This is a genomic window from Nocardioides sp. WG-D5 (assembly GCF_054031175.1).
On the sequence record NZ_CM132928.1, the window covers coordinates 15,929 to 39,744 of the forward strand.

General features: G+C 68.5%; 25 protein-coding genes. 11 read left to right on the forward strand and 14 right to left on the reverse strand.

Annotated features, from left to right (window positions below; translation table 11 throughout):
• Window positions 1–46: 46 nt before the first annotated feature.
• The 3 genes from ACWZJV_RS00100 to ACWZJV_RS00110 form a co-directional block, all read right to left on the reverse strand.
• The gene (locus ACWZJV_RS00100) at window positions 47–346 is read right to left on the reverse strand and encodes a hypothetical protein (protein WP_457179789.1); all 300 of its coding nucleotides are present in this window, start codon (window positions 344–346) and stop codon (window positions 47–49) included.
• Window positions 347–450: 104 nt separating this feature from the next.
• Window positions 451–948, reverse strand: a complete 498-nt coding sequence (locus ACWZJV_RS00105; RefSeq protein WP_008359693.1) for a hypothetical protein — start codon at window positions 946–948, stop codon at window positions 451–453.
• Window positions 949–1,067: 119 nt separating this feature from the next.
• Window positions 1,068–2,072 carry an LLM class flavin-dependent oxidoreductase gene (locus ACWZJV_RS00110; protein ID WP_457179790.1) on the reverse strand — a complete coding sequence of 335 codons (1,005 nt, stop codon included), beginning with the start codon at window positions 2,070–2,072 and terminating at the stop codon, window positions 1,068–1,070.
• 759 nt (window positions 2,073–2,831) lie between these two features.
• On the opposite strand from ACWZJV_RS00110, the gene ACWZJV_RS00115 reads away from it, so the two are divergent.
• Both ACWZJV_RS00115 and ACWZJV_RS00120 read left to right on the forward strand, forming a co-directional pair.
• Window positions 2,832–3,518, forward strand: coding sequence for an alpha/beta fold hydrolase (locus ACWZJV_RS00115; protein ID WP_457179791.1), 687 nt, complete (start codon window positions 2,832–2,834; stop codon window positions 3,516–3,518).
• A gap of 25 nt (window positions 3,519–3,543) precedes the next feature.
• Window positions 3,544–4,431 carry a transglycosylase SLT domain-containing protein gene (locus ACWZJV_RS00120; RefSeq protein ID WP_457179792.1) on the forward strand — a complete coding sequence of 296 codons (888 nt, stop codon included), beginning with the start codon at window positions 3,544–3,546 and terminating at the stop codon, window positions 4,429–4,431.
• Here the strand turns inward: ACWZJV_RS00120 and ACWZJV_RS00125 are convergent.
• Complete coding sequence (locus ACWZJV_RS00125; RefSeq protein ID WP_008359703.1) at window positions 4,428–4,931, reverse strand: GNAT family N-acetyltransferase; 504 nt, start codon at window positions 4,929–4,931, stop codon at window positions 4,428–4,430. The two genes, ACWZJV_RS00120 and ACWZJV_RS00125, sit on opposite strands and share 4 nt — an antisense overlap.
• Before the next feature lie 52 nt (window positions 4,932–4,983).
• Entirely contained in the window at window positions 4,984–6,012 is a 1,029-nt protein-coding gene (locus tag ACWZJV_RS00130) for a zinc-dependent alcohol dehydrogenase family protein (RefSeq protein WP_008359706.1), read from the reverse strand.
• Between the two features lie 139 nt (window positions 6,013–6,151).
• Between ACWZJV_RS00130 and ACWZJV_RS00135 the strand changes: the two genes are divergently transcribed.
• The 4 genes from ACWZJV_RS00135 to ACWZJV_RS00150 all read left to right on the forward strand — a co-directional run bounded on the left by ACWZJV_RS00135 (window position 6,152) and on the right by ACWZJV_RS00150 (window position 10,563).
• Complete coding sequence (locus tag ACWZJV_RS00135) at window positions 6,152–7,678, forward strand: UDP-N-acetylglucosamine 1-carboxyvinyltransferase (RefSeq protein ID WP_165112579.1); 1,527 nt, start codon at window positions 6,152–6,154, stop codon at window positions 7,676–7,678.
• 49 nt (window positions 7,679–7,727) lie between these two features.
• On the forward strand, window positions 7,728–8,585 hold the full coding sequence (locus ACWZJV_RS00140) for a glycerophosphodiester phosphodiesterase (RefSeq protein WP_457179793.1): 858 nt from the start codon (window positions 7,728–7,730) through the stop codon (window positions 8,583–8,585).
• Window positions 8,582–9,934: an MFS transporter gene (locus ACWZJV_RS00145; RefSeq protein ID WP_008359712.1), complete on the forward strand. Its 1,353-nt coding sequence runs from the start codon at window positions 8,582–8,584 to the stop codon at window positions 9,932–9,934. The genes ACWZJV_RS00140 and ACWZJV_RS00145 overlap by 4 nt, the downstream gene beginning before the upstream one ends.
• Before the next feature lie 242 nt (window positions 9,935–10,176).
• Window positions 10,177–10,563, forward strand: a complete 387-nt coding sequence (locus tag ACWZJV_RS00150; protein WP_008359714.1) for an RNA polymerase-binding protein RbpA — start codon at window positions 10,177–10,179, stop codon at window positions 10,561–10,563.
• A 74-nt stretch (window positions 10,564–10,637) separates the two neighbouring features.
• Here the strand turns inward: ACWZJV_RS00150 and ACWZJV_RS00155 are convergent, their stop codons facing one another.
• The 6 genes from ACWZJV_RS00155 to kdd all read right to left on the reverse strand — a co-directional run bounded on the left by ACWZJV_RS00155 (window position 10,638) and on the right by kdd (window position 16,257).
• Window positions 10,638–11,117 carry an FxsA family protein gene (locus ACWZJV_RS00155; RefSeq protein ID WP_196874130.1) on the reverse strand — a complete coding sequence of 160 codons (480 nt, stop codon included), beginning with the start codon at window positions 11,115–11,117 and terminating at the stop codon, window positions 10,638–10,640.
• A complete protein-coding gene (locus ACWZJV_RS00160; RefSeq protein ID WP_307785614.1) occupies window positions 11,114–11,914 on the reverse strand; it encodes a polyprenol monophosphomannose synthase in 801 nt (266 codons plus the stop codon). Before ACWZJV_RS00160 ends, ACWZJV_RS00155 begins: the two co-directional genes overlap by 4 nt.
• Window positions 11,915–12,528: 614 nt before the next feature.
• Window positions 12,529–12,927: a 3-aminobutyryl-CoA ammonia lyase gene (kal, locus tag ACWZJV_RS00165; RefSeq protein WP_457179794.1), complete on the reverse strand. Its 399-nt coding sequence runs from the start codon at window positions 12,925–12,927 to the stop codon at window positions 12,529–12,531.
• Entirely contained in the window at window positions 12,924–13,664 is a 741-nt protein-coding gene (gene kamE / locus ACWZJV_RS00170) for a lysine 5,6-aminomutase subunit beta (protein WP_008359723.1), read from the reverse strand. Before kamE ends, kal begins: the two co-directional genes overlap by 4 nt.
• Window positions 13,661–15,214, reverse strand: a complete 1,554-nt coding sequence (kamD, locus tag ACWZJV_RS00175; protein WP_008359724.1) for a lysine 5,6-aminomutase subunit alpha — start codon at window positions 15,212–15,214, stop codon at window positions 13,661–13,663. Before kamD ends, kamE begins: the two co-directional genes overlap by 4 nt.
• Entirely contained in the window at window positions 15,211–16,257 is a 1,047-nt protein-coding gene (gene kdd, locus ACWZJV_RS00180; RefSeq protein ID WP_008359727.1) for an L-erythro-3,5-diaminohexanoate dehydrogenase, read from the reverse strand. The genes kamD and kdd overlap by 4 nt, the downstream gene beginning before the upstream one ends.
• 110 nt (window positions 16,258–16,367) lie before the next feature.
• Here kdd and ACWZJV_RS00185 point away from each other — a divergent pair, with 110 nt between their 5' ends.
• Window positions 16,368–17,753 (forward strand): lysine 2,3-aminomutase, encoded by a 1,386-nt coding sequence (locus ACWZJV_RS00185; protein WP_040755578.1) that lies wholly within the window; start codon window positions 16,368–16,370, stop codon window positions 17,751–17,753.
• Between the two features lie 29 nt (window positions 17,754–17,782).
• Here ACWZJV_RS00185 and ACWZJV_RS00190 read toward each other — a convergent pair whose 3' ends face one another.
• The 3 genes from ACWZJV_RS00190 to ACWZJV_RS00200 form a co-directional block, all read right to left on the reverse strand.
• On the reverse strand, window positions 17,783–18,241 hold the full coding sequence (locus tag ACWZJV_RS00190; RefSeq protein ID WP_442940959.1) for an Lrp/AsnC family transcriptional regulator: 459 nt from the start codon (window positions 18,239–18,241) through the stop codon (window positions 17,783–17,785).
• Between the two features lie 77 nt (window positions 18,242–18,318).
• Window positions 18,319–19,020, reverse strand: coding sequence for a cache domain-containing protein (locus ACWZJV_RS00195; protein ID WP_457179795.1), 702 nt, complete (start codon window positions 19,018–19,020; stop codon window positions 18,319–18,321).
• Window positions 19,017–19,757, reverse strand: coding sequence for a FadR/GntR family transcriptional regulator (locus tag ACWZJV_RS00200; RefSeq protein ID WP_457179796.1), 741 nt, complete (start codon window positions 19,755–19,757; stop codon window positions 19,017–19,019). Before ACWZJV_RS00200 ends, ACWZJV_RS00195 begins: the two co-directional genes overlap by 4 nt.
• Window positions 19,758–19,843: 86 nt before the next feature.
• On the opposite strand from ACWZJV_RS00200, the gene ACWZJV_RS00205 reads away from it, so the two are divergent.
• The 4 genes from ACWZJV_RS00205 to ACWZJV_RS00220 are packed head-to-tail and all read left to right on the forward strand — an operon-like array spanning window position 19,844 to window position 23,796.
• Window positions 19,844–20,914, forward strand: coding sequence for an ABC transporter ATP-binding protein (locus ACWZJV_RS00205; RefSeq protein ID WP_457179797.1), 1,071 nt, complete (start codon window positions 19,844–19,846; stop codon window positions 20,912–20,914).
• A 28-nt stretch (window positions 20,915–20,942) separates the two neighbouring features.
• Window positions 20,943–22,130 (forward strand): extracellular solute-binding protein, encoded by a 1,188-nt coding sequence (locus tag ACWZJV_RS00210; protein ID WP_457179798.1) that lies wholly within the window; start codon window positions 20,943–20,945, stop codon window positions 22,128–22,130.
• Complete coding sequence (locus ACWZJV_RS00215) at window positions 22,127–22,987, forward strand: ABC transporter permease (protein ID WP_457179799.1); 861 nt, start codon at window positions 22,127–22,129, stop codon at window positions 22,985–22,987. The genes ACWZJV_RS00210 and ACWZJV_RS00215 overlap by 4 nt, the downstream gene beginning before the upstream one ends.
• Window positions 22,984–23,796, forward strand: a complete 813-nt coding sequence (locus tag ACWZJV_RS00220; RefSeq protein ID WP_008359735.1) for an ABC transporter permease — start codon at window positions 22,984–22,986, stop codon at window positions 23,794–23,796. Before ACWZJV_RS00215 ends, ACWZJV_RS00220 begins: the two co-directional genes overlap by 4 nt.
• The last annotated feature ends 20 nt before the right edge of the window (window positions 23,797–23,816 follow it).

Genomic DNA, 23,816 nt, shown 5'->3' on the forward strand with positions numbered 1-23,816 from the left:
CGCCGACCCTACGCGCGAAATCCCGAAAAATGAGACGTCAATATCGCTATGCGGACAGGCGCGGCAGCGCCCCGTCGGTGCAGCCCATCCGCTGGCGGGCGAACAGCACGCCACCCACGAGCGCACCGAGGAGCAGGGTGTTGACCACGATCACCACACCGGTGTCGAACGGCGCCGCACCGCCGCCGGGCCGCGCGTCCTCGGGCGCGACCTCGTGACGGTCGAGCACGACCTGGCTCTGGTCGGATGCACGCGGCTCGTCGGCCGTCGCCGAGCTCAGCGCCGCGGAGGCGAAGACGACGGCGACCATCCCGGCGAGCAGAATCCGCAAGGTGCGACTCATCATGCTCCCGAGCGTGAGCGCCGGTCCCGTCAGGAACCCGACGCACACCGTCCCTACCGGCGACAACCCGGTGAACAATCAGAACCGCTCCGTGTGGAGCTCCCCGCTCAGGTCCGGGCGAAGTCGTTGCTGATGTCGAAGAACCAGACTGTCGAGTCGGTGCACACGATCCGGTCGAGCTTGCCGACCGCCACCTGTGAACGCGGCGTCTTTCCCGAGGCGAGCACGACGTCGTAGGCATCGCTGGTCCGCAGCACCGACCACGGCTCGGACTCGGTGCCCTCGCCGGTGCTGATGATGCTGTCGAGCGCCGCCTGCGCCAGGATCGACTCGCGCTGGGCCTGCTCGACGTTGCCGAGGCCGCGCTGGGCATCGGCGAGGGCGGCGTGAGCCGAGGGACTGAAGATCGCGCCGGGCATGAGCGCGTGCACGGCGGACACGGCGCCGGCGTAGTCGCCGACCGACATCATCGGGGCGACCAGCTCGGTGATCTCGAGATCGGGCCTGAAGTTGGGAGCCTCGAGGATCGCCTCGCGCAAGGCCCTCAGTGACTCCGGGCTGGGTTCGCGAAGATAGACGTCAAGCAGCTCTGCGTACGTAGCCAACAGGGGTCCCCCTTGAATAACGGTCGCCGTGCACGGTAGCCAATGGCGCGGCCACGTGGGGCGGTTGACAACGATTATGCGCCCTTTTGTGACCCGGAAGTTGCGCGGTCTGCAGGTTACTATCGCCAGCCGAGACCGGGGGCTACGTGGGTGAGGATGCTCTCAAGGACGTGGGCGTTGTAATCGACGCCGAGCTGGTTCGGCACGGTGAGCAGCAGCGTGTCCGCTGCCTGGATCGCCTCGTCCTCGGCGAGCTCCTCGACCAGCACGTCGGGCTCGGCGGCGTAGGAGCGCCCGAAGATGGCCCTGGTCTGGTCGTCGATGTTGCCGATCTGGTCCTTGGTCTGCCGGTCGAGGCCGAAGTAGCGCCGGTCCTCCTCGTTGACGAGGGCGAAGATGGAGCGTGAGACCGAGACTCGCGGCTCGCGCTCGTGTCCGGCCTCCTTCCAGGCCTCGCGGTAGGCCTCGATCTGCTCACGCTGCTGGATGTGGAACGGCTTGCCGTTCTCGTCGGTCTTCAACGTCGAGCTCTGCAGGTTCATGCCGAGGCCGGCGGCCCAGCGAGCGGTTGCGAGCGAGCTCGAGCCCCACCAGATCCGGTCGCGCAGCGTCTCGGAGTAGGGCTCGACGCGGAGCTTGCCGGGCGGGTTGGGGAACATCGGCCGCGGGTTGGGCTCGGCGAACTGCGCGCCCTCGATGATCTTGAGATAGGTCTCGGTGTGGGCGCGCGCCATGTCGGCCTCTGAGGCGTTCTCGCCGGGCTCGTAGCCGAAGTAGCGCCATCCCTCGATGACCTGCTCGGGTGAGCCGCGGCTGATCCCGAGCTGGAGGCGCTCGCCGGAGATCAGGTCGGCCGCCGCGGAGTCCTCGGCCATGTAGAGCGGGTTCTCGTAGCGCATGTCGATGACGCCGGTGCCGATCTCGATCTTCGAGGTGCGGGCGCCGATCGCGGACAGCAGCGGGAACGGCGAGGCGTACTGGCGCGCGAAGTGATGGACCCGGAAGTACGCTCCGTCGACGCCGAGCTCCTCGGCGGCGACCGCGAGGTCGATGCCCTGGAGCAGCGCGTCTCGTGCCGACTGGGTCTGCGAGTAGGGCGACGGTGTCCAGTGGCCGAAAGACAAGAATCCGATGTTCTTCACAGGTAGTAGAACCCTCAACAGTCCCACAGGATTCCCTCGAGCCGGGGTCAGGCGGGGCCTGGTCACGTCCGGCGGAGCGACCGGGACCTTCGCCTCTGGGTGTTCTGCACTCCGGAACTGTCTCCGTCTCGACACCACCTTGTCGGTGGTCGTGTGGCGGTCGGCGTTCTGTTTTCATTCCATCAACACGCCAAGTGGGCCGTCGTACGTGCCGTAAAGCGGACACCTACACAGCATCAACAGGAGCCCCTTATGAGTTTATCTATCGGTCGACCGAATAATCATATCGGTCGACTGACCAGGGAAAACATTGTCTCGGCGTGTTGTCCGAGCTCTTCCGAAGTCGCGGATTATCGTGTTACATATCAGGCAGCTTCACCGATGCAGTTTCACCGATATAAGGCCGACCAACATTCTCTGGGGGATGAATTAGTTATGTGGGACACCGTTGAGGTGCAGAGCTTCACGCTTTCTCACGACATGCCGTGCCGCGACTGCGGTCACGCACGTCACCGCTTCTTGCCGTGCGACTCCGACTGCGACTGCCGCGCCCACGAGGTCGCGGAGCTACTGGAGGTCGCCGGCGCTCGCTGAACGACCTGACGTCAGCTGTCTCGGGCGTCCAGAACGGTGACCACCGCATCGCGGTGGTCACCGTTCTTTTGTTCGAAAGTCGGCGCAGCTCGAAATCGAGTCGGGTCACGGAAGCGGATCGTCCGCAACCAGGTTCAGGATCGCCTCATGGACATCGTTCTGGTACCCGGCCTCTGGCTGGACGCATCCTCATGGGACCTCGTCGTCCCCCACCTGACCGACGCCGGCCACACCGCCCGCCCGGTCACCCTCCCCGGCCTCGAGTCGGCCGAGACCGACCGGTCCGGCGTGCACGTGGCCGACCAGGTCGCCGCCGTGGTGGCAGCCATCGACGAGGCGGACGCGCCCGTGATCCTCGTCGGACACTCGATGGGCTGCGCGGTGGCCGGTGCGGCGCTCGACGCGCGCGTCGACAAGGTCTCGACCGTCGTCTACGTCGGCGGCTGGCCCGCGGAGCCGGGCATGATCCCGGGCAAGAACTTCCCGACCGACGGCGCCGACCTGCCGCCGGTGCCGTGGGAGGAGTTCGAGGAGGCAGACGTACGCGACCTCGACCGCGCCACCTTCGAGGCACTGCTGCGGCCCTCCCCCGCCAGTCTGACCTCCGAGCCGTTCGAGCTCGGCGACGAGCGGCGCTACTCCGTCCCGGCGGTGTTCGTCTGCCCCGAATACCGAGCTGCCGACCTGAAGGAGTGGGTCGCCGACGGCACCGAGTCGGTTGCCGCGATCCCGAAGCACAAGGACGTCACCTACGTCGACCTGCCTACCGGGCACTGGCCGCAGCTGTCCAAGCCGGCCGAGCTCGCCGCCATCATCGCCCGGGCAGGCGAGTAGGCGGGCGTCGGGTAGCGTCGGGTGCGTGCGCACCCGGCTCGCTGCCCTGACCGCCATCGCGGCCCTCTCGGCTCTTGTCGCCGGCTGCGGGGGTGATCCGTCCTCGGACCCCACCCCCAGCCCGTCGGCAACGCCGTCGGCATCATCGTCACCGGTCCCGACGACGTCGCCGCTCGACGACGCGTCGGTGCCGCTGGCCGAGCGCCTCACCCGGGCGATGGCGACGGTCGCCTCCGGGGAGCCGGGAGCCGCGGACGTACGCGACGCGGCGCTGTTCGAGCAGACGACCGCGCGCAACCTCGCCCGCGGGTCGAAGGCGAAGGCCGACGACGTTCTGGGTGCGCTGGGCCGTGCCGACCGCGCCCAGCTCGCGTCGGACATCGCCGCTGCTCGCGAGCTCATGGCGATGACCGACCCGCAGCCGAAGCTCCCGGACTGGAAGATCCTGACGCCACCGCCGCCGGACGAGCTCCGGCCGCTCTACCGCAGGGCGCAGCAGGAGACCGGGACGCCGTGGGAGTACCTCGCCGCCGTCCACCTGGTCGAGACCCGCATGGGACGCATCCGCGGCACCAGCACCGCGGGCGCCCAGGGCCCGATGCAGTTCCTGCCCTCGACCTTCGCCCAGTACGGCGCCGGCGGCGACATCATCGACCCCGGCGACGCGATCATGGCGGCGGGCCGGATGCTCGCCAACAACGGCGCGCCCGGCGACATGGCCGGCGCGCTGTGGTCCTACAACCACTCCGACCGCTATGTCGCGGCCGTCAGCGCCTACGCCGAGCAGATGAAGCGGTCCCCCGCTGCGTACGACCTCTACTGGCACTGGCAGGTTCTCTACCGGCACCAGGACGGCACCATGCTCCTGCCCGAGGGTTACCCGGGCGAGAAGGCCGTACGCATCGCCGGCTAGTAGGGGCGCTCGACGGCGTACTGGACCAGGCTGACGTCCTCGCCGCGGTAGGTGTCGGTGCCGTGGCGGCCGGTCTCGATGAAGCCGGTGGCGTCGAAGAGCTTCTTGGCACGGGCGTTGGTCTCGTGCGTCTCGGCCCAGATCCGGGTCAGGTCGAGGACGGAGAAGCCGTAGGTGAGCGCGGTCTTGATGGCGCGCTGGCCGAGGCCCTGGCCCCAGCGGGAGCTCGGGCCGATGGCGATGCCGAGCTCGCGGGTGTCGGGGGCCAGGCCGTGGAGATCGGCGTAGCCGACGACCTCCTCGTCGACCTCCACGGCCAGCCGGATGAGCTCGGGCGGCGGAGCGTCGATCAGACGGCGCCAGTGGCGGAGGTGGCCGTCGCGGTCGCGCTCCGGCCAGCCGTTGGCGACCCGGAACTCCTCATCCTCTGCCCAGGCGGCGTAGACGTGTTCGTCACCCGGTGACAGCGGGCGCAGGCGCATGGTGTCGGTGCGGGGCATCGACCGAGTGTCGCAGACGAACGGCTCGGTCGATCCCCCGCCCGGGATCTGATCAGTAGGTGAGCTGGACCTTGGTCGCGAGGCGCTCGTCCATCAGGCGGTAGCCCTCGGCCGCCTCGGAGAAGGGCAGCGCCTTGTCGAAGACCAGGCCCGGGTTGATCGTGCCCTCGAGCGTGAGCCGCAGGAGGTCGGGCAGGTAGCGGCGTACCGGAGCCATCCCGCCCTTGAGGCCGACGTTGGTGCGGAACAGGGCGTTGACCGGGAGGTTGACGTCGTGCGGGACGCCGACGAACCCGACGGTCGCGCCCGGTCGGGCCACCTTCGAGGCGGTCTTGAAGGACTGGTCGGTGCCCACGCACTCGAGGACGTAGTCGGCGCCGATGCCACCGGTGAGCTCGCGTACGGCCGCCTCGCCCTCCTTGCCGCGCGCGGCGACGATGTCGGTGGCACCGAACTTCTTGGCGATCTCCTGGCGGGCCTCGTGGCGCGACATCGCCACGACCCGCTCCGCGCCGAGCTGGGCGGCCGCGAGCACGCCGCACAGACCGACCGCGCCGTCGCCGACGACGACCGCGGTGCCGCCCTTGGCGTCGGAGCCGACGCCGGACATGACCGCGGCGTGCCAGCCGGTGGCCATCACGTCGGTGAGGGCGAGCAGGTCGGGGTACATCGACGGGTCGGGCGTCTCGTCGAGCTTGACCAGGGAGCCGTCGGCCTGGTTCACCAGCGCGTACTCGCTCTGGCCGCTGACCGTGAAGCCGAGGTTCTCGCAGACCGACTGGACCCCGGCGAGGCAGTGCGGGCAGGTGTTGTCGCAGTGGTCGAACGGCACGATCACGAAGTCGCCGGGCTTGAAGTCGCGTACGTCTGAGCCGACCTCCTCGATCACGCCGATGCACTCGTGACCGATGGTGCGGGGCTCGTCGATCTCGCCGTTGGACCCGCGGTAGTTCCACAGGTCGGAGCCGCAGATGCAGGAGCCCACGACCTTGACGATGGCGTCGGTGGGCTGTGTCAGAGCAGGATCGGGTACCTGGGTGAAGCGGATGTCGCCCACCCCATGGATCGTCGTCGCGCGCATGGTGGCATCCTGTCACCCGGCGTAAAGAGATGTTGCACACGGTGGCCGTTCCACGAGCCAGGCAACAGCCCTGAAACGAAACGCCGACACTTCGCGGGGAATCCAGGCTTATCTCATATATGAGTTACGGTGGTGCACCATGACCGACGGATACAAGGGTCGTATCGGGAATCTGATTCGCGATGCGCGCAAGCACAAGGGCCTCACCCAGGCACAGCTCGCTGACCTTCTCAACACCAGCCAGAGTGCGATCAACCGCATCGAGCAGGGGCAACAGAACCTGTCCCTCGAGATGATCGCCCGGGTCGGTGCCGCGCTCGACTCCTCCCTGGTGGACATCGGGGCCGGCCCGACGCACCTGCGCGTCACCGGTCCGACGACGCTGTCGGGTGAGATCACGGTCAAGACCTCCAAGAACGCCGGTGTGGCGCTCCTGGTCGGCTCGCTCCTCAACCGGGGCCGTACGACGCTCCGCAAGGTCGCCCGCATCGAAGAGGTCAACCGCATCATCGAGGTGCTCAACTCGATCGGCGTGCAGACCCGCTGGCTCAACGACGACAACGACCTCGAGATCGTCCCGCCCAAGGAGCTGCGCCTGGACGCGGTCGACGAGGCCGCGGCCCGCCGCACCCGCTCGGTGATCATGTTCCTCGGCCCGCTGCTGCACCGCCTGGACACCTTCGAGCTGCCCTACGCCGGCGGCTGCAACCTCGGCACCCGCACCGTCGAGCCGCACATGTCCGCTCTGCGCCCCTTCGGCCTCGAGGTCAAGGCGACCGACGGCGCCTACCACGCCAGCGTCAACCGGGAGATCCAGCCGGGCCGCCCGATCGTGCTGACCGAGCGTGGCGACACCGTCACCGAGAACGCCCTGATGGCCGCCGCGCTGCACCCGGGCACCACGGTGATCCGCAACGCCTCCTCCAACTACATGGTCCAGGACCTCTGCTTCTACCTGCAGAAGCTGGGCGTCGAGGTCGAGGGCATCGGCACCACCACGCTCCGCGTCACCGGCCGCGAGGTCATCGACGTCGACGTCGACTACGCGCCGAGCGAGGACCCGATCGAGGCGATGTCGCTGCTGACCGCCGCGATCGTGACCGACTCCGAGATCACCATCAAGCGCGTGCCGATCGAGTTCATGGAGATCGAGCTGGCGACGCTGGAGGAGATGGGCTTCAACTACAGCCTCTCCGAGGAGTACCTCGCCCTCAACGGCAAGACCCGCCTCGTCGACATCGACACCAAGCACTCGGTCCTGCACGCGCCGCTGGACAAGATCCACCCGCTCCCCTTCCCCGGCCTCAACATCGACAACCTGCCGTTCTTCGCCGCGATCGCCGCGGTGGCGCAGGGTCAGACGCTGCTGCACGACTGGGTCTACGAGAACCGGGCGATCTACCTGACCGAGCTCAACAAGCTCGGCGGCAACGTCACGCTGATGGACCCGCACCGGGTGATGATCGAGGGCCCGACGCACTTCTCCGGCACCGAGATCGTCTGCCCGCCGGCGCTGCGTCCCGCCGTCGTCGTGCTGCTCGCGATGCTCGCCTCGAAGGGCACCTCCGTGCTCCGCTCGACCTACGTCATCGCCCGCGGCTACGAGGACCTCGCCGAGCGTCTCAACCAGCTCGGCGCCAACATCACCGCCTTCCGCGACATCTGAGGCACCTGAGTCTGCGGGCTCATGTGATCCGTCCCTCACGGGTGGTTAGATGCTCCCCGTGAGGGAGCAGCAACGACGCGTACGCGCCTATGCGCACCGTGGTGGAGCGCTCCATCCCGACCTGGTCGGGATGGAGAACACCATGGAGGCGTTCCGGCATGCGGTGGAGCTCGGCTACACCCATCTCGAGACCGACGTGCACGTCACCCGCGACGGCGTCCTGCTCGCCTTCCACGACGAGGCGCTCGACCGGGTGACCGACGTCAGCGGGCTGATCGCTGAGATGACGTACGCCGAGGTGCAGGCCGCCCGCATCGGCGGCGAGCACGGCGTGCCGACGCTGGCCGAGCTCTTCGAGGCGTTCCCCGGGGTCACCTTCAACATCGACCTCAAGTCCGACGGAGCGGTCGGTGCGCTGGCCGAGCTCCTCGCGGCGACCCGTCACGAGGACACGGTCATCGTCGGCTCGTTCTCGGCGCGCCGGATCAAGGAGTTCCGGCGTCTGACCGAGGGGCGCGTACGCACCTCGGCGAATCCTCGGGAGGTGCTGGCCTACGTGCTCGCCCCCACCACCGGGATCGCCAGGCGGCTCGCGGGCGGACAGTTCGACGCCTTCCAGATCCCGCACCGCCACCGCCTTTTCGGTCCGCTCTCCGTCCGGGTGGCGTCGCGTGGACTGGTACGCCGCGCCCACAAGGCCGGCAAGGAGGTCCACGTCTGGACCATCGACGACCCGGCCGAGATGAAGCGGCTGCTCGAGCGCGACGTCGACGGGCTGATGACCGACCGCACCGACGTCCTGAAAGCGTTCCTCGAGGAGCGTGGGCTGTGGGAGGCTGAGCCGTCTCGGGCTGAGCCCACCGACGAGGCCGAATCCGAAGAGCATGGCGAGGAGCCCGAGAAGTGACCACATCAGCCGGGATCGGCGATTTCAGGCCGGTCGAGCGGGCGCGGGAGCAGAAGGGCTGGTTCTTCACCGACTGGGCCGTCTCCGCGTTCCAGACGACGGTCGCCGGGGTGCTGTTCGCGCCCTACCTGATCGAGATCGCGAAGGCCGCCGCCGTCGACAACCGCATCGACGTGCTGGGGCTCTCGATCGCGCCCGGCGCGCTGCCGTCGTACGTCATCACCTTCTCCACACTCCTCTCGGCGCTCATCTACCCGCTGGTCGGCGCGATCGCCGACCGCACCTCCCGCAAACCGGACCTGATGGCCGGCTTCGCCTGGGCCGGCGCGCTCTGCGCGGCGCTGCTGTTCTTCATGACCGGGGACAACTGGTGGTTCGGGTCGATCATGTTCATCATCGCCAACCTCTGCGCGGGTGCGGCGGTGGTCGTCAGCGACTCGATCCTGCCGCTGATCTCGACCGAGAACGAGCGCGACCGGGTCTCCTCGATCGGCTGGGCCTACGGCTACGCGGGCGGCGGGCTGCTGCTCGCCGTCAACTTCCTCCTGGTCACCTTTGCCGACCCGCTCGGGCTCGGCACCGCGCTGGCGGTGCGGATCTCGATGCTCTCGGCCGGGTTGTGGTGGGCGGGGTTCATCATCATCCCGTGGCGCCGGATCCGCCGGCACGAGCCCGCCGACGTCGAGGACGTCTCCGGTGGCGTCGTGGCGCGTTCCTTCGGCCAGCTGTTCGTGACCCTCAAGGAGCTGCCGCAGTATCCGGTCGCGCTGACCTTCCTGCTGGCATACCTCTTCTTCAACGACGGCATCCAGACCGTGATCAGCTCCGCCTCGACCTATGGCGTCGAGGAGCTCGGGTTCGAGACCGGCACGATGCTCGGGATCTACCTGCTGGTGCAGTTCGTCGCCGTCGGCGGTGCGATCTTCTTCGGCCGGCTGGCCAAGAGCTTCGGTGCCAAGCGGGTGATCCTCGGCGGCCTGGGTGGCTGGATGCTGATCGTGGTCGTGGCCTACTTCGTGCCGGAGAAGAGCCTCACCCCGCTGCTCGTCGTGGCGGTCGGCATCGGTCTGGTCATGGGCGGCACCCAGGCGCTCGCACGGTCCTACTTCTCGCTGTTCATCCCGGCGGGCAAGGAGGCGGAGTACTTCAGCCTCTACCACGCCATGGACCGCGGCACCTCCTGGCTCGGCACGCTGGTCTTCGGGCTCGTCTACCAGCTCACCGACTCCTACCGGCCCGCGATCCTGGCGCTGATCGCCTTCTTCGTCCTCGGCGGGGCGTTGCTGGCGCTGGTGAACACGGCGAAGGGCATCGAGCAGGCGGGCAACCGGGCGCCCGAGAGGGTCTGAGAGCGCTCCTAGCCCCTGGCGGTTTCGGGACACCGCCCGCTCAGGACTCTCTCAGGGAGATCCGCAGGTCAGGCGGGCCCTGTGTCGAACAACACGGCGAGGATCTCGACAATTCACGGAATCATCACCTCCTCTGTACCGTTGACGGTGTGAAGAGGCCTGACCGGCCTGCGTCATGAGTCCGCAGACCGCTTCGCTCTTCAGCTCATTCAACGGGGGACGATCGACTCAGGAGGTGCTTCATGGCCGAGCGCACGTTGCGCGGCGCCCGACTGGGCGGACAAAGTTTTGAGGACGAACGCGGGATCGAGTTCGCGGGCCGCCAGCAGGTGGCCTACCGGTGCCCGCAGGGCCACGACTTCGAGATCACGATGTCGGACGAGGCCGAGGTTCCGGCGATCTGGGAGTGCCCGCGCTGCGGGATGGAGGCTCTCAACCTCTCCGGTGCCAAGCCCGAGGAGAAGGCCGAGAAGCCGGCGCGTACGCACTGGGACATGCTCCTGGAGCGGCGCTCGGAGAAGGAGCTCGAGGACATCCTCAAGGAGCGCCTCGACCTGCTTCGCGGCGGCGAGATCGGCCCGGCTCACCTGCACCGCAAGGGACCGGGCAAGAAGAAGGCCAACGCCTGACTTCTGACACAGCCAGATACGCCGAAGGCGGCCTTCCGACCGGGAGGCCGCCTTCGGCGTATCTGGAGGCGTGTCTAGGCGATGTTGTCCTTGTCGATGACCTCGCCGGTGACGATGTCGTCGTTGCGGGGCCGGGCGCCCGGACCGAAGGTCGAGGGCATCGCGGCGGTGACCAGTCGCTTCTGCACGACCGTGGCCAGGATGCGCCGGAAGAACGGCCGGGTGAACGGCAGGATCAGGACGATGCCGAAGATGTCGGTCACGAACCCCGGGCTGAGCATCAACGCACCGCCGAGCAGGATCAGCGCACCGTCGGCGATCTCGTTGGACGGCAGCTTGCCCGAGGAGAGCGCCGTCGTCAGCGCGTTCCAGGCGCGCGAGCCCTCGCGTCGCATCAGCCAGGCACCGAAGATCGAGTCGGCGACCAGCAGCAGGATCGTCCACCAGACACCGATGACCTGGCCGACCTGGATGAGCACGAACAGCTCGACCAGCGGCATCACCAGGAACAGCAGCACCAGCACCCAGGAGAGCCTGCGGCGTCGCGTGGTCATCGACGGCCTCCCACGAGACGCTCCAGCCCGAAGCGGCGCAGCAGCCGGAGCAGCTGCTCACGGCGCTCGGCCAGGCCCCAGCGGGTCACCCGGCGCATCGACTCGGCCGCGACCGCGGGGCTCATCTTCGACTCGCCCCGGACCCGCTCGATGAACTGGATCGGCACCTCCTTGACGGTGAGGCCGGCCCGGAGCGTACGCGTCACCATCTCGGTCTGGAAGACATAACCGGTCGACTCGACGCTGTTCAGCTGGAGCTTCTCGAGCGTCGTACGCCGGAAGAGGCGGTAGCCCGCAGTGGCGTCGTGGACGCCGATGCCCAGCAGGAGCCGGACGTAGAAGTTGCCACCGACCGAGAGCAGGCGTCGCGACAGCGGCCAGTTGACCACCGAGCCGCCGCGGACCCAGCGGGCGCCGATCACCAGGTCGGCGGAGGTCAGCGCCTCGAGCAGCAGGTGGAGCTCCTCGGGCTGGTGGGAGCCGTCGGCGTCCATCTCCCCCACGACGTCGTAGCCCTGCTCGAGCGCCCAGCCGAACCCGTGGAGGTACGCAGCCCCCAGCCCGGCCTTCTCGGTGCGGTGCAGCACATGGATCTGCTCGTCGTTGTCGGCCAGCTCGTTGGCGATCGTGCCGGTGCCGTCGGGTGAGCCGTCGTCGACGATCAGTACGTCGACGCGCGGCTGCGCCTTGCGCAGCCGTCCCACGATCCAGGCGAGGTTGTCCGCCTCGTTGTAGGTCGGGATCACCATCACCGCCCGGCCGATCTCGGTCCAGGGTGGAAGCTGCTCGTTCGTCACGTACGCCGGCCTTGTCAAGGAATGGGGTGGAAGTCACAGGATATCCGTCCCCCGGTCGAACCCAAGATCCTCGCGTTAGGAGAACCAAGGCGAGCAGACAACTCGTCCGGCCAGCAATCCAGCACCGGAGCGTCCCTCGTCTGGACGCAGCGGAGCGAGGGAGCGAAGCGACCGAGCGCAGCGGAGGAAGACGAGGGTGAAGCGGAGGTGCTGCGCGAATTGCGAAGCAATCGCAAAAAGTACAGAGCGCGGGAGGACCCAGACGATCTTCGGGCCGTTCCGATCCCTGCTGGATGCAGGGAGACGATCGTTGTCTAAGGGCGCCTTTGCCCTCCCGCGTTGCCCTCGCGGTCGTTGACCGCGCCCGCGAAAACGGAACGAAGGTATGCCTGGCTCGACACCCCCCGACCCGATTCGTCGAGCGCCGGTCCGCCGACCGCGACTCTGCATGGGCGAACGTTGCCACCATCACCCGCTGGCTCGGCGTAAGTCAACACGCCGCTGACCTGCGGAAACATATGTTTCCGCAGGTCAGCCACAGCCTGGCGGACGCGAAAAAGCAACGAATTACCGGGGAACCTCGGCGTGTCGCCTGCGGGTACCCGTTGCGGCGATCAGGGAACGACGACAGTACCGCGTGCGGAGGTGGCGAGGATCGGCTGGTCCAGCATCTCGGCGGCACCGGGACGGTCCTCGGTGGCGGCTCCGCGGGCCACGACGTGCACGGCGAACTCCATCACGCGGGACCGTCGGCCGGCCTTGGTGAGCTCGCAGGTGATCTCGAGGATGTCGCCGGCACGTACGGGCGCCTTGAACTGGACGTCGTCGTAGGAGGCGAAGAGGCCTTCGTCGCCATCGGTGAGGATGCACATCTCGGTCGCGACGTCGCCGAAGAGGCCCAGGCTGTAGGCGCCGTCGACCAGGTTGCCGGCGTAGTGGGCGTGGGAGTAGGGCACGTAGCGGCGGTGGACGACCTTGGTTCCGATGCTGGGCCCGTTCTGGGGCGATGTCATGCGGCGGGCTCCTTGGCGGTGGTGCGGTGGACGAGATAGGAGGCGACCTCGGCGGGGGTGGTGCCGCGGCCGAAGATGCGGTCGACGCCGAGCTCGGCGGTCATCGACTCGTCGAACCGGGGCCCGCCGACGACGAGCAGCGGCCGCTCCCCTGCCGGATAGGCCTCACGGAATGCGGCGGACATCTCCCGGGTGTTGAGCAGGTGGGCGTCGCGCTGGGTGACGACCTGCGAGACCAGTACGGCGTCGGCGCGCCGGGTGACGGCGGCGTCGACCAGGGACGGCACGGAGACCTGGGCGCCGAGGTTCACGACCTCGATCTCCTTGTAGTACTCCAGCCCCTTCTCCCCCGCGAACCCCTTGATGTTGAGGATCGCGTCGATGCCGACGGTGTGGGCGTCGGTGCCGATACAGGCACCGACGACCACCATCGGGCGCCGCAGCGTCTCCTTGATCACCGCGTTGGCCTCCTTGGGCGTCAGCAGCGGGAAGTCGCGCTCGACGACCTGCACCTTGTCGGTGTCGACGAGGTGGTTCACCTGCCCGTAGACGACGAAGAAGGTGAAGTCGTCGCCCATCGGCTTGGAGTGGACGACCATCGCCGGCTCCATGCCCATCTTGTTGGCCAGCTGCAGCGCGGCGCCGTCGGCGACCTTGCTGTGCTTGATCGGCAGCGTGAAGGAGAGCTGCACCATCCCGTCGCCGGTGGTGTCGCCGTACGGCCTGATGATGGTCACTTGCCCTCCAAGATGTCGCTGGCCGGGTTGTAGTAAGCCTCGGACTTCTCGGCCACGCCCTCGAGTCCCTTGCCGGCGTCGGCGGGGCGCTTCATCAGGCCGAAGGTGCCGTCGGCGATGGCGTCCAGGAGCCCGTTGGGCTCGTCGATGATCTTCCCGAGCAGGTCGATCGACTCCCCCAGCACCTCGCGGGCCCGGTTGGCGATGAACCCGTCGGGAGCCGGGTGGAAGTCCTCGCCGAGGCGCCCGGCCGCGTCCATGACGTACCGGACGTTCTGCAGCGCCAGGTCGCGGTCGGAGAGCCAGGGCGTCACGACCGCCTCGGTCATCATCCCGACCAGCAGGATGCCCTGGTCGGTCATCGCGCCGGCGAGGTTGAAGAACCCGTCGAGCAGGTAGCCCTTGAAGATGTCGCCGGTCATGTGCCGCGTCGGCGGCATCCACTTCAGCGGAGCGTCGGGGAAGATCGTCTTCGCCAGCAGCGCGTGCGCGAGCTCGAGCCGGAAGGAGTCCGGTACGTCGGGGTTGATCTCGAAGGCGTGACCGAGACCCAGCTGCCAGTCCTCGAGACCGGCCTCCTTGGCGAAGTACTCGTTGAGCAGCTGGCTCGTGGTGACGGTGTGGGCCGCCTCGACCGCGTCAGCGGTGGTGAGGTAGTTGTCCTCGCCGGTGTTGATGATGATCCCCGCCCGCGCGTGGATCTGGCGGGAGAGCCGCTGGTCGACGAACGTACGCACCGGGTTGATGTCGCGGAACAGGATCCCGTACATCGAGTCGTTGAGCATCATGTCGAGACGCTCCATGCCCGCCAGCGCCGCGATCTCCGGCATGCACAGCCCGCTCGCGTAATTGGTGAGGCGTACGTAGCGGCCCAGCTCGCGGCTCGTCTCGTCGAGCGCGGCCCGCATGAGCCGGAAGTTCTCCTGCGTCGCGTACGTCCCGGCGAACCCCTCCCGGGTGGCGCCCTCGGGCACGTAGTCGAGGAGCGACTGGCCGGTCGAGCGGATGACCGCGATGATGTCGGCGCCCTCGCGGGCTGCCGCCTGCGCCTGCGGGATGTCCTCGTAGATGTCGCCGGTCGCGACGATCAGGTAGATCCAGGGCTTGCGGGGTGCGTCGCCGATCTCGGCGATCATCCGCTCACGGGCCACCCGGCTGGCGTCGAGTCGGGCGATGCCGACCCCGACCGCCTCGCGGGCGTGCTTCGCGGCCAGCTCGGCCTCGGCACCCTCGGGCAGGTGGAAGGTCACCTGGCCGGCGGCGGCCTCCTCGGCGAGGCGGGCCAGGTCGTTGTCGTGGGCGGCCAGCGCGTGCCACACCGGCAGGGCGATGCCGTGCTCCAGGCCGACGTCGGCACGCACCGCGTCGACCAGGTGGTTCACCCAGGGGGTGCCGTCCGGGTCGGCGCCGGCGAGGCCGGCCAGCCGCAGTGTGGCTCGCTCCACCGCGACGGTGGTGTGCCGCTTCGCCATCTCCACGATCGGCTCCCCGGCACGGGTGGCCAGCTCACGGGCACGGGCGATGGTGCGTGGGTCCAGGTCGAGTCTCACTGGGCCAGTCTCCCCTCGAACAGTGCCCGGACCCCGGCATCGGCACGGAGAAGATCCAGCGCGTAGACCGCGTGGCCCGGGACGTAGCCGTTGCCGACCAGCATCGTGACGTCGGCGGCGAGGCCCTCGGCGCCGAGCGCGGCGGCGGAGAAGGAGGTGGCCATCGAGAAGAAGATGACGGTGCCCCGGTCGGCGGTGGCGAGGATGGCGCCGCCCTCGCAGCCGGGCACGTCGACGCAGACGACGGTGACGTCGGCGGGGCCGCCGGCCTTGGCGACCGCGTCGCGCAGGGCCACCGGGTTGCGGGCGTCGGCGACGACGACCTCGTCGGCCAGGCCGGCGTCGCGAAGACGCTCGGCCTCGGCCTCGGTCGGGACGACGCCGATCAGGTGGCGGGCGCCGGCATCACGGGCCGCGGCCAGGGACAGCGACCCGGACTTGCCGCCGCCACCGATCACGGCGACGACGCCGTCGACGTAGCGCTCCGAGACGACCCTCCGGGTCAACGCCGGGGCACCGCAGACGTCCATGACGGACAGAGCCAGCTCCGGGGCGAGATCGTCGGGAAGGACCGCGGCGATGGAGCGGCCGAACAGGATGGCGTAGCCGTCGCACGGCACCTGCTCGGAGTCACCACCCCAGCCGGCGAGCCCGTCCTCGATCACCAGGGGGGTCAGCGTCAGCGACACCAGGGTCGCGACCCGGTCGCCGGCCTTCAACCCCAGCGGGGATTCCGGGCCGACCTCCTCGACCACGCCGACGAGCATCCCGCCCGAGCCGGTCACCGGGTTCTGCATCTTGCCGCGGTCGGCGACGATGTCGAGCACCTCGCGGCGTACGGCTTCCCCGTCGCCGCCGTGCGCGGACTCCAGCTGCCGGAAGGAGGCGGCGTCGAGGTTCAGCCGCTCGACCCGGATTCGCACCTCGTCGGGCCACAAGGTCTTTCGGGTGTCGAGTCTTCGCGCCGCCTGAGGCAGCGGCAACGAGCCGGCCACCGGCTCATCGAGCACCCGGTGCAGGCCTGTCGGGTCAGAAGTGGTCATCGTCGTACGCCTCCTTGCGTCCATCTCACGCCGGACCCTACCAGCGATGGATGGAAGAATTGCGGCCTAGGCTTGCTAACACCGGAGGATCTCCCGCTATGGTGGAGAACATGACGGCAACCATCGAGCCCACTACCCGAGACGGACAGCCCTACGCCTACCAGCGTGTCGAGCTGGTCGAGCCCGACTGGACCCGGTTCCCGGGGTGGGCCGACGTGACCGAGGAGCAGTGGCGCGACGTGCAGTGGCAGCGCGTCAACTGCATCAAGAACGTGCGCCAGCTGCGTGCCCTGATGGGCGATCTTCTCGAGGAGCGCTTCTACGCCGATCTCGAGAAGGACATGGCCGAGCGCGCGACCATGTCGATGCTGGTGCCGCCCCAGATGGTCAACACCATGGTGGTCTCGACAAGCTCGACCACCGATCCCAGCGAGTTCACCGATGCGTTCTACGCGGACCCGATCCGTCACTACATGATCCCGGTCTTCTCCGACCGCCGCACCGACTGGCCGTCGCACCCGCAAGCGAGCCGCGACTCGCTGCACGAGCACGACATGTGGGTCGCCGAGGGGCTGACGCACCGCTACCCGACCAAGGTGCTCGCCGAGCTGCTCTCCACCTGCCCGCAGTACTGCGGCCACTGCACCCGGATGGACCTGGTCGGCAACTCGACCCCGGTCATCGACAAGCTCAAGCTCACCGGCAAGCCGGTCGACCGCCACGAGGCGATGCTCGACTACCTCCGCAACACCCCACAGGTGCGCGACGTGGTCGTCTCCGGCGGCGACGTCGCCAACCTGCCCTGGCCGCGGCTGGAGGACTTCCTCACCAAGCTGATGGCGATCGACAACATCCGTGACATCCGGCTGGCCACCAAGGGCCTGATCGGACTCCCCCAGCACTGGCTCCAGGAGCCGCTCCTGGAGGGGATGAGCCGGGTGACCAGCATCGCCCGCGAGCGCGGTGTGTCACTGGCCGTCCACACCCACGCCAACCACGCCAACTCGGTCACGCCCCTGGTCGCCGAGGCGTCCAAGGCGCTGATGGCGGCCGGGGTTCGGGACGTACGCAACCAGGGTGTGCTGCTCGCCGGCGTCAACGCCGACAGCCACTCTCTGCTCGACCTCTGCTTCCGCCTGCTCGACGGCGCGCAGATCATGCCCTACTACTTCTACATGTGCGACATGATCCCGTTCTCGGAGCATTGGCGCGTCTCGGTCGCCGACGCCCAGCGGATGCAGCACGACATCATGGGCTACCTGCCCGGGTTCGCCACCCCGCGCATCGTGTGCGACGTACCTTTCGTCGGGAAGCGCTGGGTCCACCAGCTCGCCGACTACGACACCGAGCGCGGCATCTCCTACTGGACGAAGAACTACCGCACCTCGATCGAGGCGTCGGATGCCGAGGCGCTGACCAGGACCTACGAGTACTACGACCCGATCCACACGCTGCCCGAGTCGGGCCAGGAGTGGTGGCGCACCCACGCCAAGTGATCGAGATCGCCCGGCTCTGCGCGCGCTGATCAGTGCGTCAGGGTCGGGCGGTTCTCGTAGTAGGTGTACATCGCGATGGTCGTGCGGGTGGACACGTTGGCGACCGAGCGGATCCGGCCGAGGAGCTCCTCGAGCGCCTCGGGGGTCGCCACCCGCACCTTGAGCATGTAGGACTCGACACCCGCGATCGACCAGCAGGCCTCCACCTCGTGGAGGTCGGCGACACGCTCGGGGCAGTCGTCGGGCTGGGACGGGTCCATGGGCTGCACCGCGACGAAGGCGGTCAGCGGCACGCCGATGGCGGCGTAGTTGACGGTGGCGCCGTAGCCGGTGATCAGGCCGCGCTGCTCGAGCCGCTTGACGCGCTGGTGCACCGCCGAGGTCGACAGGCCGGTCGCCTTGCCCAGGTCGGTGTAGGACATCCGACCGTCCTCCGCGAGAAGCTGGAGGATTTTACGGTCGGTGGCCTCGATCTCAGGTGCAGTCACGGCGATAGCGTACCCACAACAGCAATATCTCCGCCGCAACGTCCAAAAAACTAGTTGATGTCGAAAGATTTCCGGCTTCAGGAGGGCCAGCCGGCGAGCGACATCAGCTCATCGCGACCGTCGGCGGCAGCTACTCCGACGACGGACAGGAGCCGGCCGGCGGAGGCCTCGTGGGCGCCGCTCATCGCCTCTCCGGTGGCCCGGTGCGGGTCCGCGGAGACGATCACACGGCCGTGTGCGTTGACCAGCGTGCCGCCGACCTCGCGCAGGCCGGGCAGGAGCATCGTCTCCAGGGTCTCGACCAAGGTGTCGGCCCCGGCGACACCGACCATCCGGCCGCCCGCGTAGACCGGGAGGGTCGTGGTGATGACGTACTCGTCGGCGCAGATGAAGTCGACATAGGGTCCGGCGACGTGCAGCTGCCCGGTGCGTTCCGGGACACGGAACCACGGCTGGCGGGTGTAGTCGATGATCTCCCGCGTGCCCGGCACCTCGGCCTCGCCGAGCAGGTCGCGGCCCGCTCCCTGCCACCAGGCCAGGTAGAGCCGCCGGTCGCTGAGCGCGTCCGGTGCGGCGACGAACCCGCCGCCCAGGAGGTTCGGGTCCTGGAGGAACTCGAGCGTGCCCTCCTCCACGTGGGCCCGCAGCTGGTCCGAGGTGACCGGTCCGGACGCGAAGAGGGCACCCACCTCGGTGCGCAGCCGCTCGAGCTCGGTGAGGATGGAGCCGAAGTGCTGCTCGATCCGGGCGGCACAGTCGAGGGACACATCGATGTTCACTGTCGTACCACCTCGTGGATCTCGGTCAGACGTTCAACGGCGTGGGTCACGTGGTCGCGTACGCTCGCCCGGGCCGCGGCCACGTCGCCCGACCCCAGTGCGGTGACCAGCGCCCGGTGCCGCTCGCCGGATGCCTGCCGGAAGTCCGACTCGCTCAGCGGCACTCGCAGCAACGTACCGAAGTCGGCCTCCTGTCGCACCACCTCTCGGGTGAGGCGCGCCGACTGTGTCAGTGCGGCGACGGAGAGATAGAGCTCGCTCTCCGCGTCGCGCCACCGGCCGACGTCCTCCTCGTCCGCCGGGACCAGCAGATCCCGGAGGTCCTCGACCTCCTCCGGAGCCGCCCGCTCGGCGGCCAGCTCGGCGCAGCCGGTCAGCACCACCAGATAGAGACTCGCCCGGTCGCGCAGCTCCACGCGCGACATCGTGGCGAGCCGTCCCTTCACGACGTCGCCGGGAGCGGGCGCACGCACGAACGACCCGCCGCCGCGCCCCCGTGTCGTCACGACCAGCCCCTGCGCCCGCAGCGAGACCAGTGCCTCGCGGGCGGTCACGGTCGCCACCCCGAGCATCTGGGCGAGCTCGAGCTCGCTCGGCAGGCGGTCACCGTCGGCGAGGACGCCGGAGCGGATCGCCTCCGCGAGACGGTTCTCGACACGTACGGCTCTGCCTTCGTCGCCGATCGGCGCGAAGATCGCCGACCGGGCGCGCGAGGTGATCGCACGGGGGTTGGCCACGATCGGGCTCCTCCTTCGGGTGGGTTTACGAAGAACTTACGCAGAAGGTCTTTAAAATCTAAGATCTGGTTCCATATGATTCACGAATGCGACCGACCGAATCTCCGCAGATCCAGCTCGACGCCGTGTCCAAGGCGTACGGCGACGTGATGGCCGTCGACGCGCTCGACCTGACGATCGGCGACGGCGAGTTCTTCTCGATGCTCGGCCCTTCCGGCTCCGGCAAGACGACGGTGCTGCGCCTGATCGCGGGCTTCGAGCGGGCCGACTCCGGCACGATCCGCCTCGGCGGCGAGGACGTCACCGCGCTGGCCCCGTTCGACCGCGACGTCACCACGGTCTTCCAGGACTACGCCCTCTTCCCGCACCTCAACGTGCTGGAGAACGTCGCGTACGGTCTGCGCGTCCGTGGCGTCGCGAAGGGCGAGCGGAGCTCCCGGGCTCGGGAGGCGCTGGCGATGGTCCGCCTCGACCACGTCGCGACCCGGAAGCCGACCGAGCTCTCCGGCGGACAGCGGCAGCGGGTCGCCCTGGCCCGCTCCATCGTCGTACGTCCCCGGGTGCTGCTCCTCGACGAGCCGCTCGGTGCGCTCGACCTCAAGCTCCGCGAGCAGATGCAGGTCGAGCTCAAGCAGATCCAGCGGGAGCTGGGGATCACCTTCGTCTTCGTCACCCACGACCAGGAGGAGGCGCTCACCCTCAGCGACCGGATCGCGGTCTTCGACAGCGGTCACATCGTGCAGCTGGGCACCCCGAAGCAGATCTACGAGCGGCCGTCCTCCCCGTATGTCGCCGACTTCGTCGGCACCTCGAACGTCTTCGACGAGGAGGTGGCCAAGCGGGTCCTGAAGATGGAGGGCGCCTTCGCCCTGCGGCCCGAGAAGATCCTGCTCTCCCCGGAGTCCGCGAGCGCCCCGGCCGGCGCGATGACCGCTGCCGGGGTGATCACCGAGTCGATCTACATCGGCACCGGTCATCGCGTCCACATCGAGCTGGAGGACGGCACCAGGCTGGTCGCCCTCGAGCAGAGCCGCGGCGCGCTGCACCCGGATGCCGCCGAACCAGAGTCTCGGGGCGACCGCGTGGTCGTCTCCTGGTCGCCGGGCGACCTGGTCCCCTTGGGCACCGACTCGTCCCGTGCCGTGCAACACCGATGAGCCAGAACCCATCCAGAGAGGTTTGACCATGCGCAACATCCCAACCAGGTACGCCGCCAGCCGCACCATCGGCGGAGCGCTCGCGGCCCTGTCCCTGATCACGCTCACCGCCTGCGGCGGCGACAGCGGGAGCGAGTCGACCGGCGCCGTCGAGAAGCTCGGTGAGAACGAGGGCGAGGTCTCGATCCTCGCCTGGCCCGGCTATGTCGAGGACGGCTCGACCGACCCGGCGGTCGACTGGGTCTCCGGCTTCGAGAAGGAGACCGGCTGCCAGGTCACCGCCAAGGTGTACGGCACCTCCGACGAGGCCTTCAACCTGGCCAAGTCCGGCGAGTACGACGTCGTGGCCGCCTCCGGCGACCTCACCCTCCGCATGATCGCGGCGGGCGAGGCGGCCGAGGTCAACACCGACCTGATCCCCAACTACGAGGGCATCTACGACTTCCTCAAGGACCGCGAGTGGAACACCGTGGACGGCAAGAACTACGGCATCCCGCACGGCTACGGCGCCAACCTGCTGATGTACAACACCGAGGACGTCACCCCGGCGCCGACCTCGTGGAAGGCGGTCTTCGAGGACGCGCCGAAGCACAAGGGCCAGGTCACCGCGTACGACTCGCCGATCTACATCGCCGACGCCGCGGTCTACCTGATGGCGCACCAGCCGGACCTGGGGATCGAGAACCCCTACTCGCTCGACGAGAAGCAGCTGGCGGCCGCTGTCGACCTGCTCAAGGCGCAGCGGGCCTCCGTGGGTGAGTACTGGTCCGACTACACCAAGACGCAGGCCTCGTTCGAGACCGGTGACACCGTGGTCGGCACCACCTGGCAGGTGATCGCCAACCTCATCGACCCGAAGAAGGCCTCGGTCGAGGCGATCCTCCCCTCCGAGGGCGCGACCGGCTGGAACGACACCTGGATGATCTCGTCGAACGCGAAGTCGCCCAACTGCGCCTACGCCTGGCTCAACCACATCTCCGACCCGAAGACCAACGCCCAGGCGACCGAATACTTCGGTGAGGCCCCCAACTCCGACAAGGCCTGCGAGTTCGCCTCCGAGGGCCACTGCGAGACCTTCCACGCCGGCGACGAGAAGTACGCCGAGCAGATCTGGTTCTGGAACACCCCGATCGAGAAGTGCCTGGACGGCCGGACCGACGTCACGTGCACCGACTACCAGGACTGGACCAAGGCCTGGGCAGAGATCAAGGGATGACCTTGAGCTCCATCAGCAGCACGCTCAGCAGGAGGCCGGGCATCCGCCTCGGCCTCCTGCTGGCCGCTCCCCTGACCTGGCTGGTGCTCGTCTACGTCGTCGCCCTCGCGGCACTGCTGGTGACGGCGTTCTGGACGATCGACTCCTTCACCAACGAGCTCCAGCGCACCTTCACCCTCGACAACGTCCGCGAGATCACCGGCGAGGCGCTCTACCGGACCGTCACGCTGCGCACCCTCGGGGTGGCCCTGCTGGTGACGCTGATCGACTGCGCGATCGCGCTGCCGGTCGGCTTCTACATGGCCAAGATCGCCTCGCGGCGCTCGCGGCACCTGCTGGTGATCGCGTTCCTGATGCCGCTGTGGGCGTCCTACCTCGTCAAGGCGCTCGCCTGGCGATCGCTGCTGTCCAACGGCGGTCTGCTGGACTGGGCCGGCGGCCTGGTCGGCCTCGGTTCTCCGGGATTCGGCTTCACCGCGATCGTGCTCACCCAGGCGTACATCTGGCTTCCGTACGTCATCCTCCCGGTCTACGCGGCCTACGAACGTGTCCCGGACTCGCTGATCGACGCCGCCGGTGATCTCGGTGCCCGGCCCGCGCTGACGTTCCGCACGGTGGTGCTGCCGCTGGTGGTGCCGGGCCTGGTCGCGGGGTCGATCTTCTCGTTCTCGCTGACCATGGGCGACTACATCACGGTCAACATCGTCGGCGGCGCGAACCAGATGCTCGGCAACCTCGTCTACATCAACTCGGGGTCGAACCTCCCGCTGGCCGCCGCGATCGCGCTGATCCCGATCGTCGTGATCATGATCTACCTGGCGTTGGTACGCCGCACCGGAGCTCTGGAGAACCTATGACCATCTCGCGATCGACCCGACGCCTGCTCGCCGCGGTGACCGGCCTGGTGCTCGCCGTGCTCTACGCGCCGCTGGCCCTGGTCGTGGTCAACTCGTTCAACACCTCCCAGGCACTGACCTGGCCGCCCAGCGGCTTCACCACCCAGTGGTGGCAGCGGGCGGCGGTCAACCCGGGAGCGCACGACGCGATCCTCACCTCACTGACGGTCGCGGCCTGCGCCACGGTGCTGGCGCTCGTGCTCGGCACGCTTCTCGGCCTGGCGATGCAGCGCTACTCGTTCTTCGGGAAAGACACCGTCAACCTGCTGGTGGTGCTCCCCATCGCCCTGCCCGGCATCGTCACCGGGATCGCGCTGTCCAACGCGTTCTCGTCGATCCTCGGCGTACGCCTGGGGTTCTTCACGCTCGTGGTGGCCCACGCGACGTTCTGCATCGTGACCGTCTTCAACAACGTGCAGGCTCGGCTGCGACGGATGGGCGGCAACCTCGAGGAGGCCTCCGCCGACCTGGGGGCGGGGATGTGGACCACGTTCCGGCTGGTCACGCTCCCCCAGCTGCGCTCGGCGCTGCTGGCCGGCGGGCTGCTGGCGTTCGCGCTCAGCTTCGACGAGATCATCGTGACGACGTTCGCCGCCGGACCGGGGGTGACCACCCTGCCGGTCTGGATCCTGACCAACTTGTTCCGCCCCGGTCAGGCGCCGATCGTCAACGTGGTGGCGGTGGTCATGATCGTCGTCTCGGTCGCGCCGATCTGGCTCGCTCAGCGACTCTCGTCCGACCCGACCGACACGACGCGGGCGATTCACTAGGCTTCACTCGTGGCTGAACC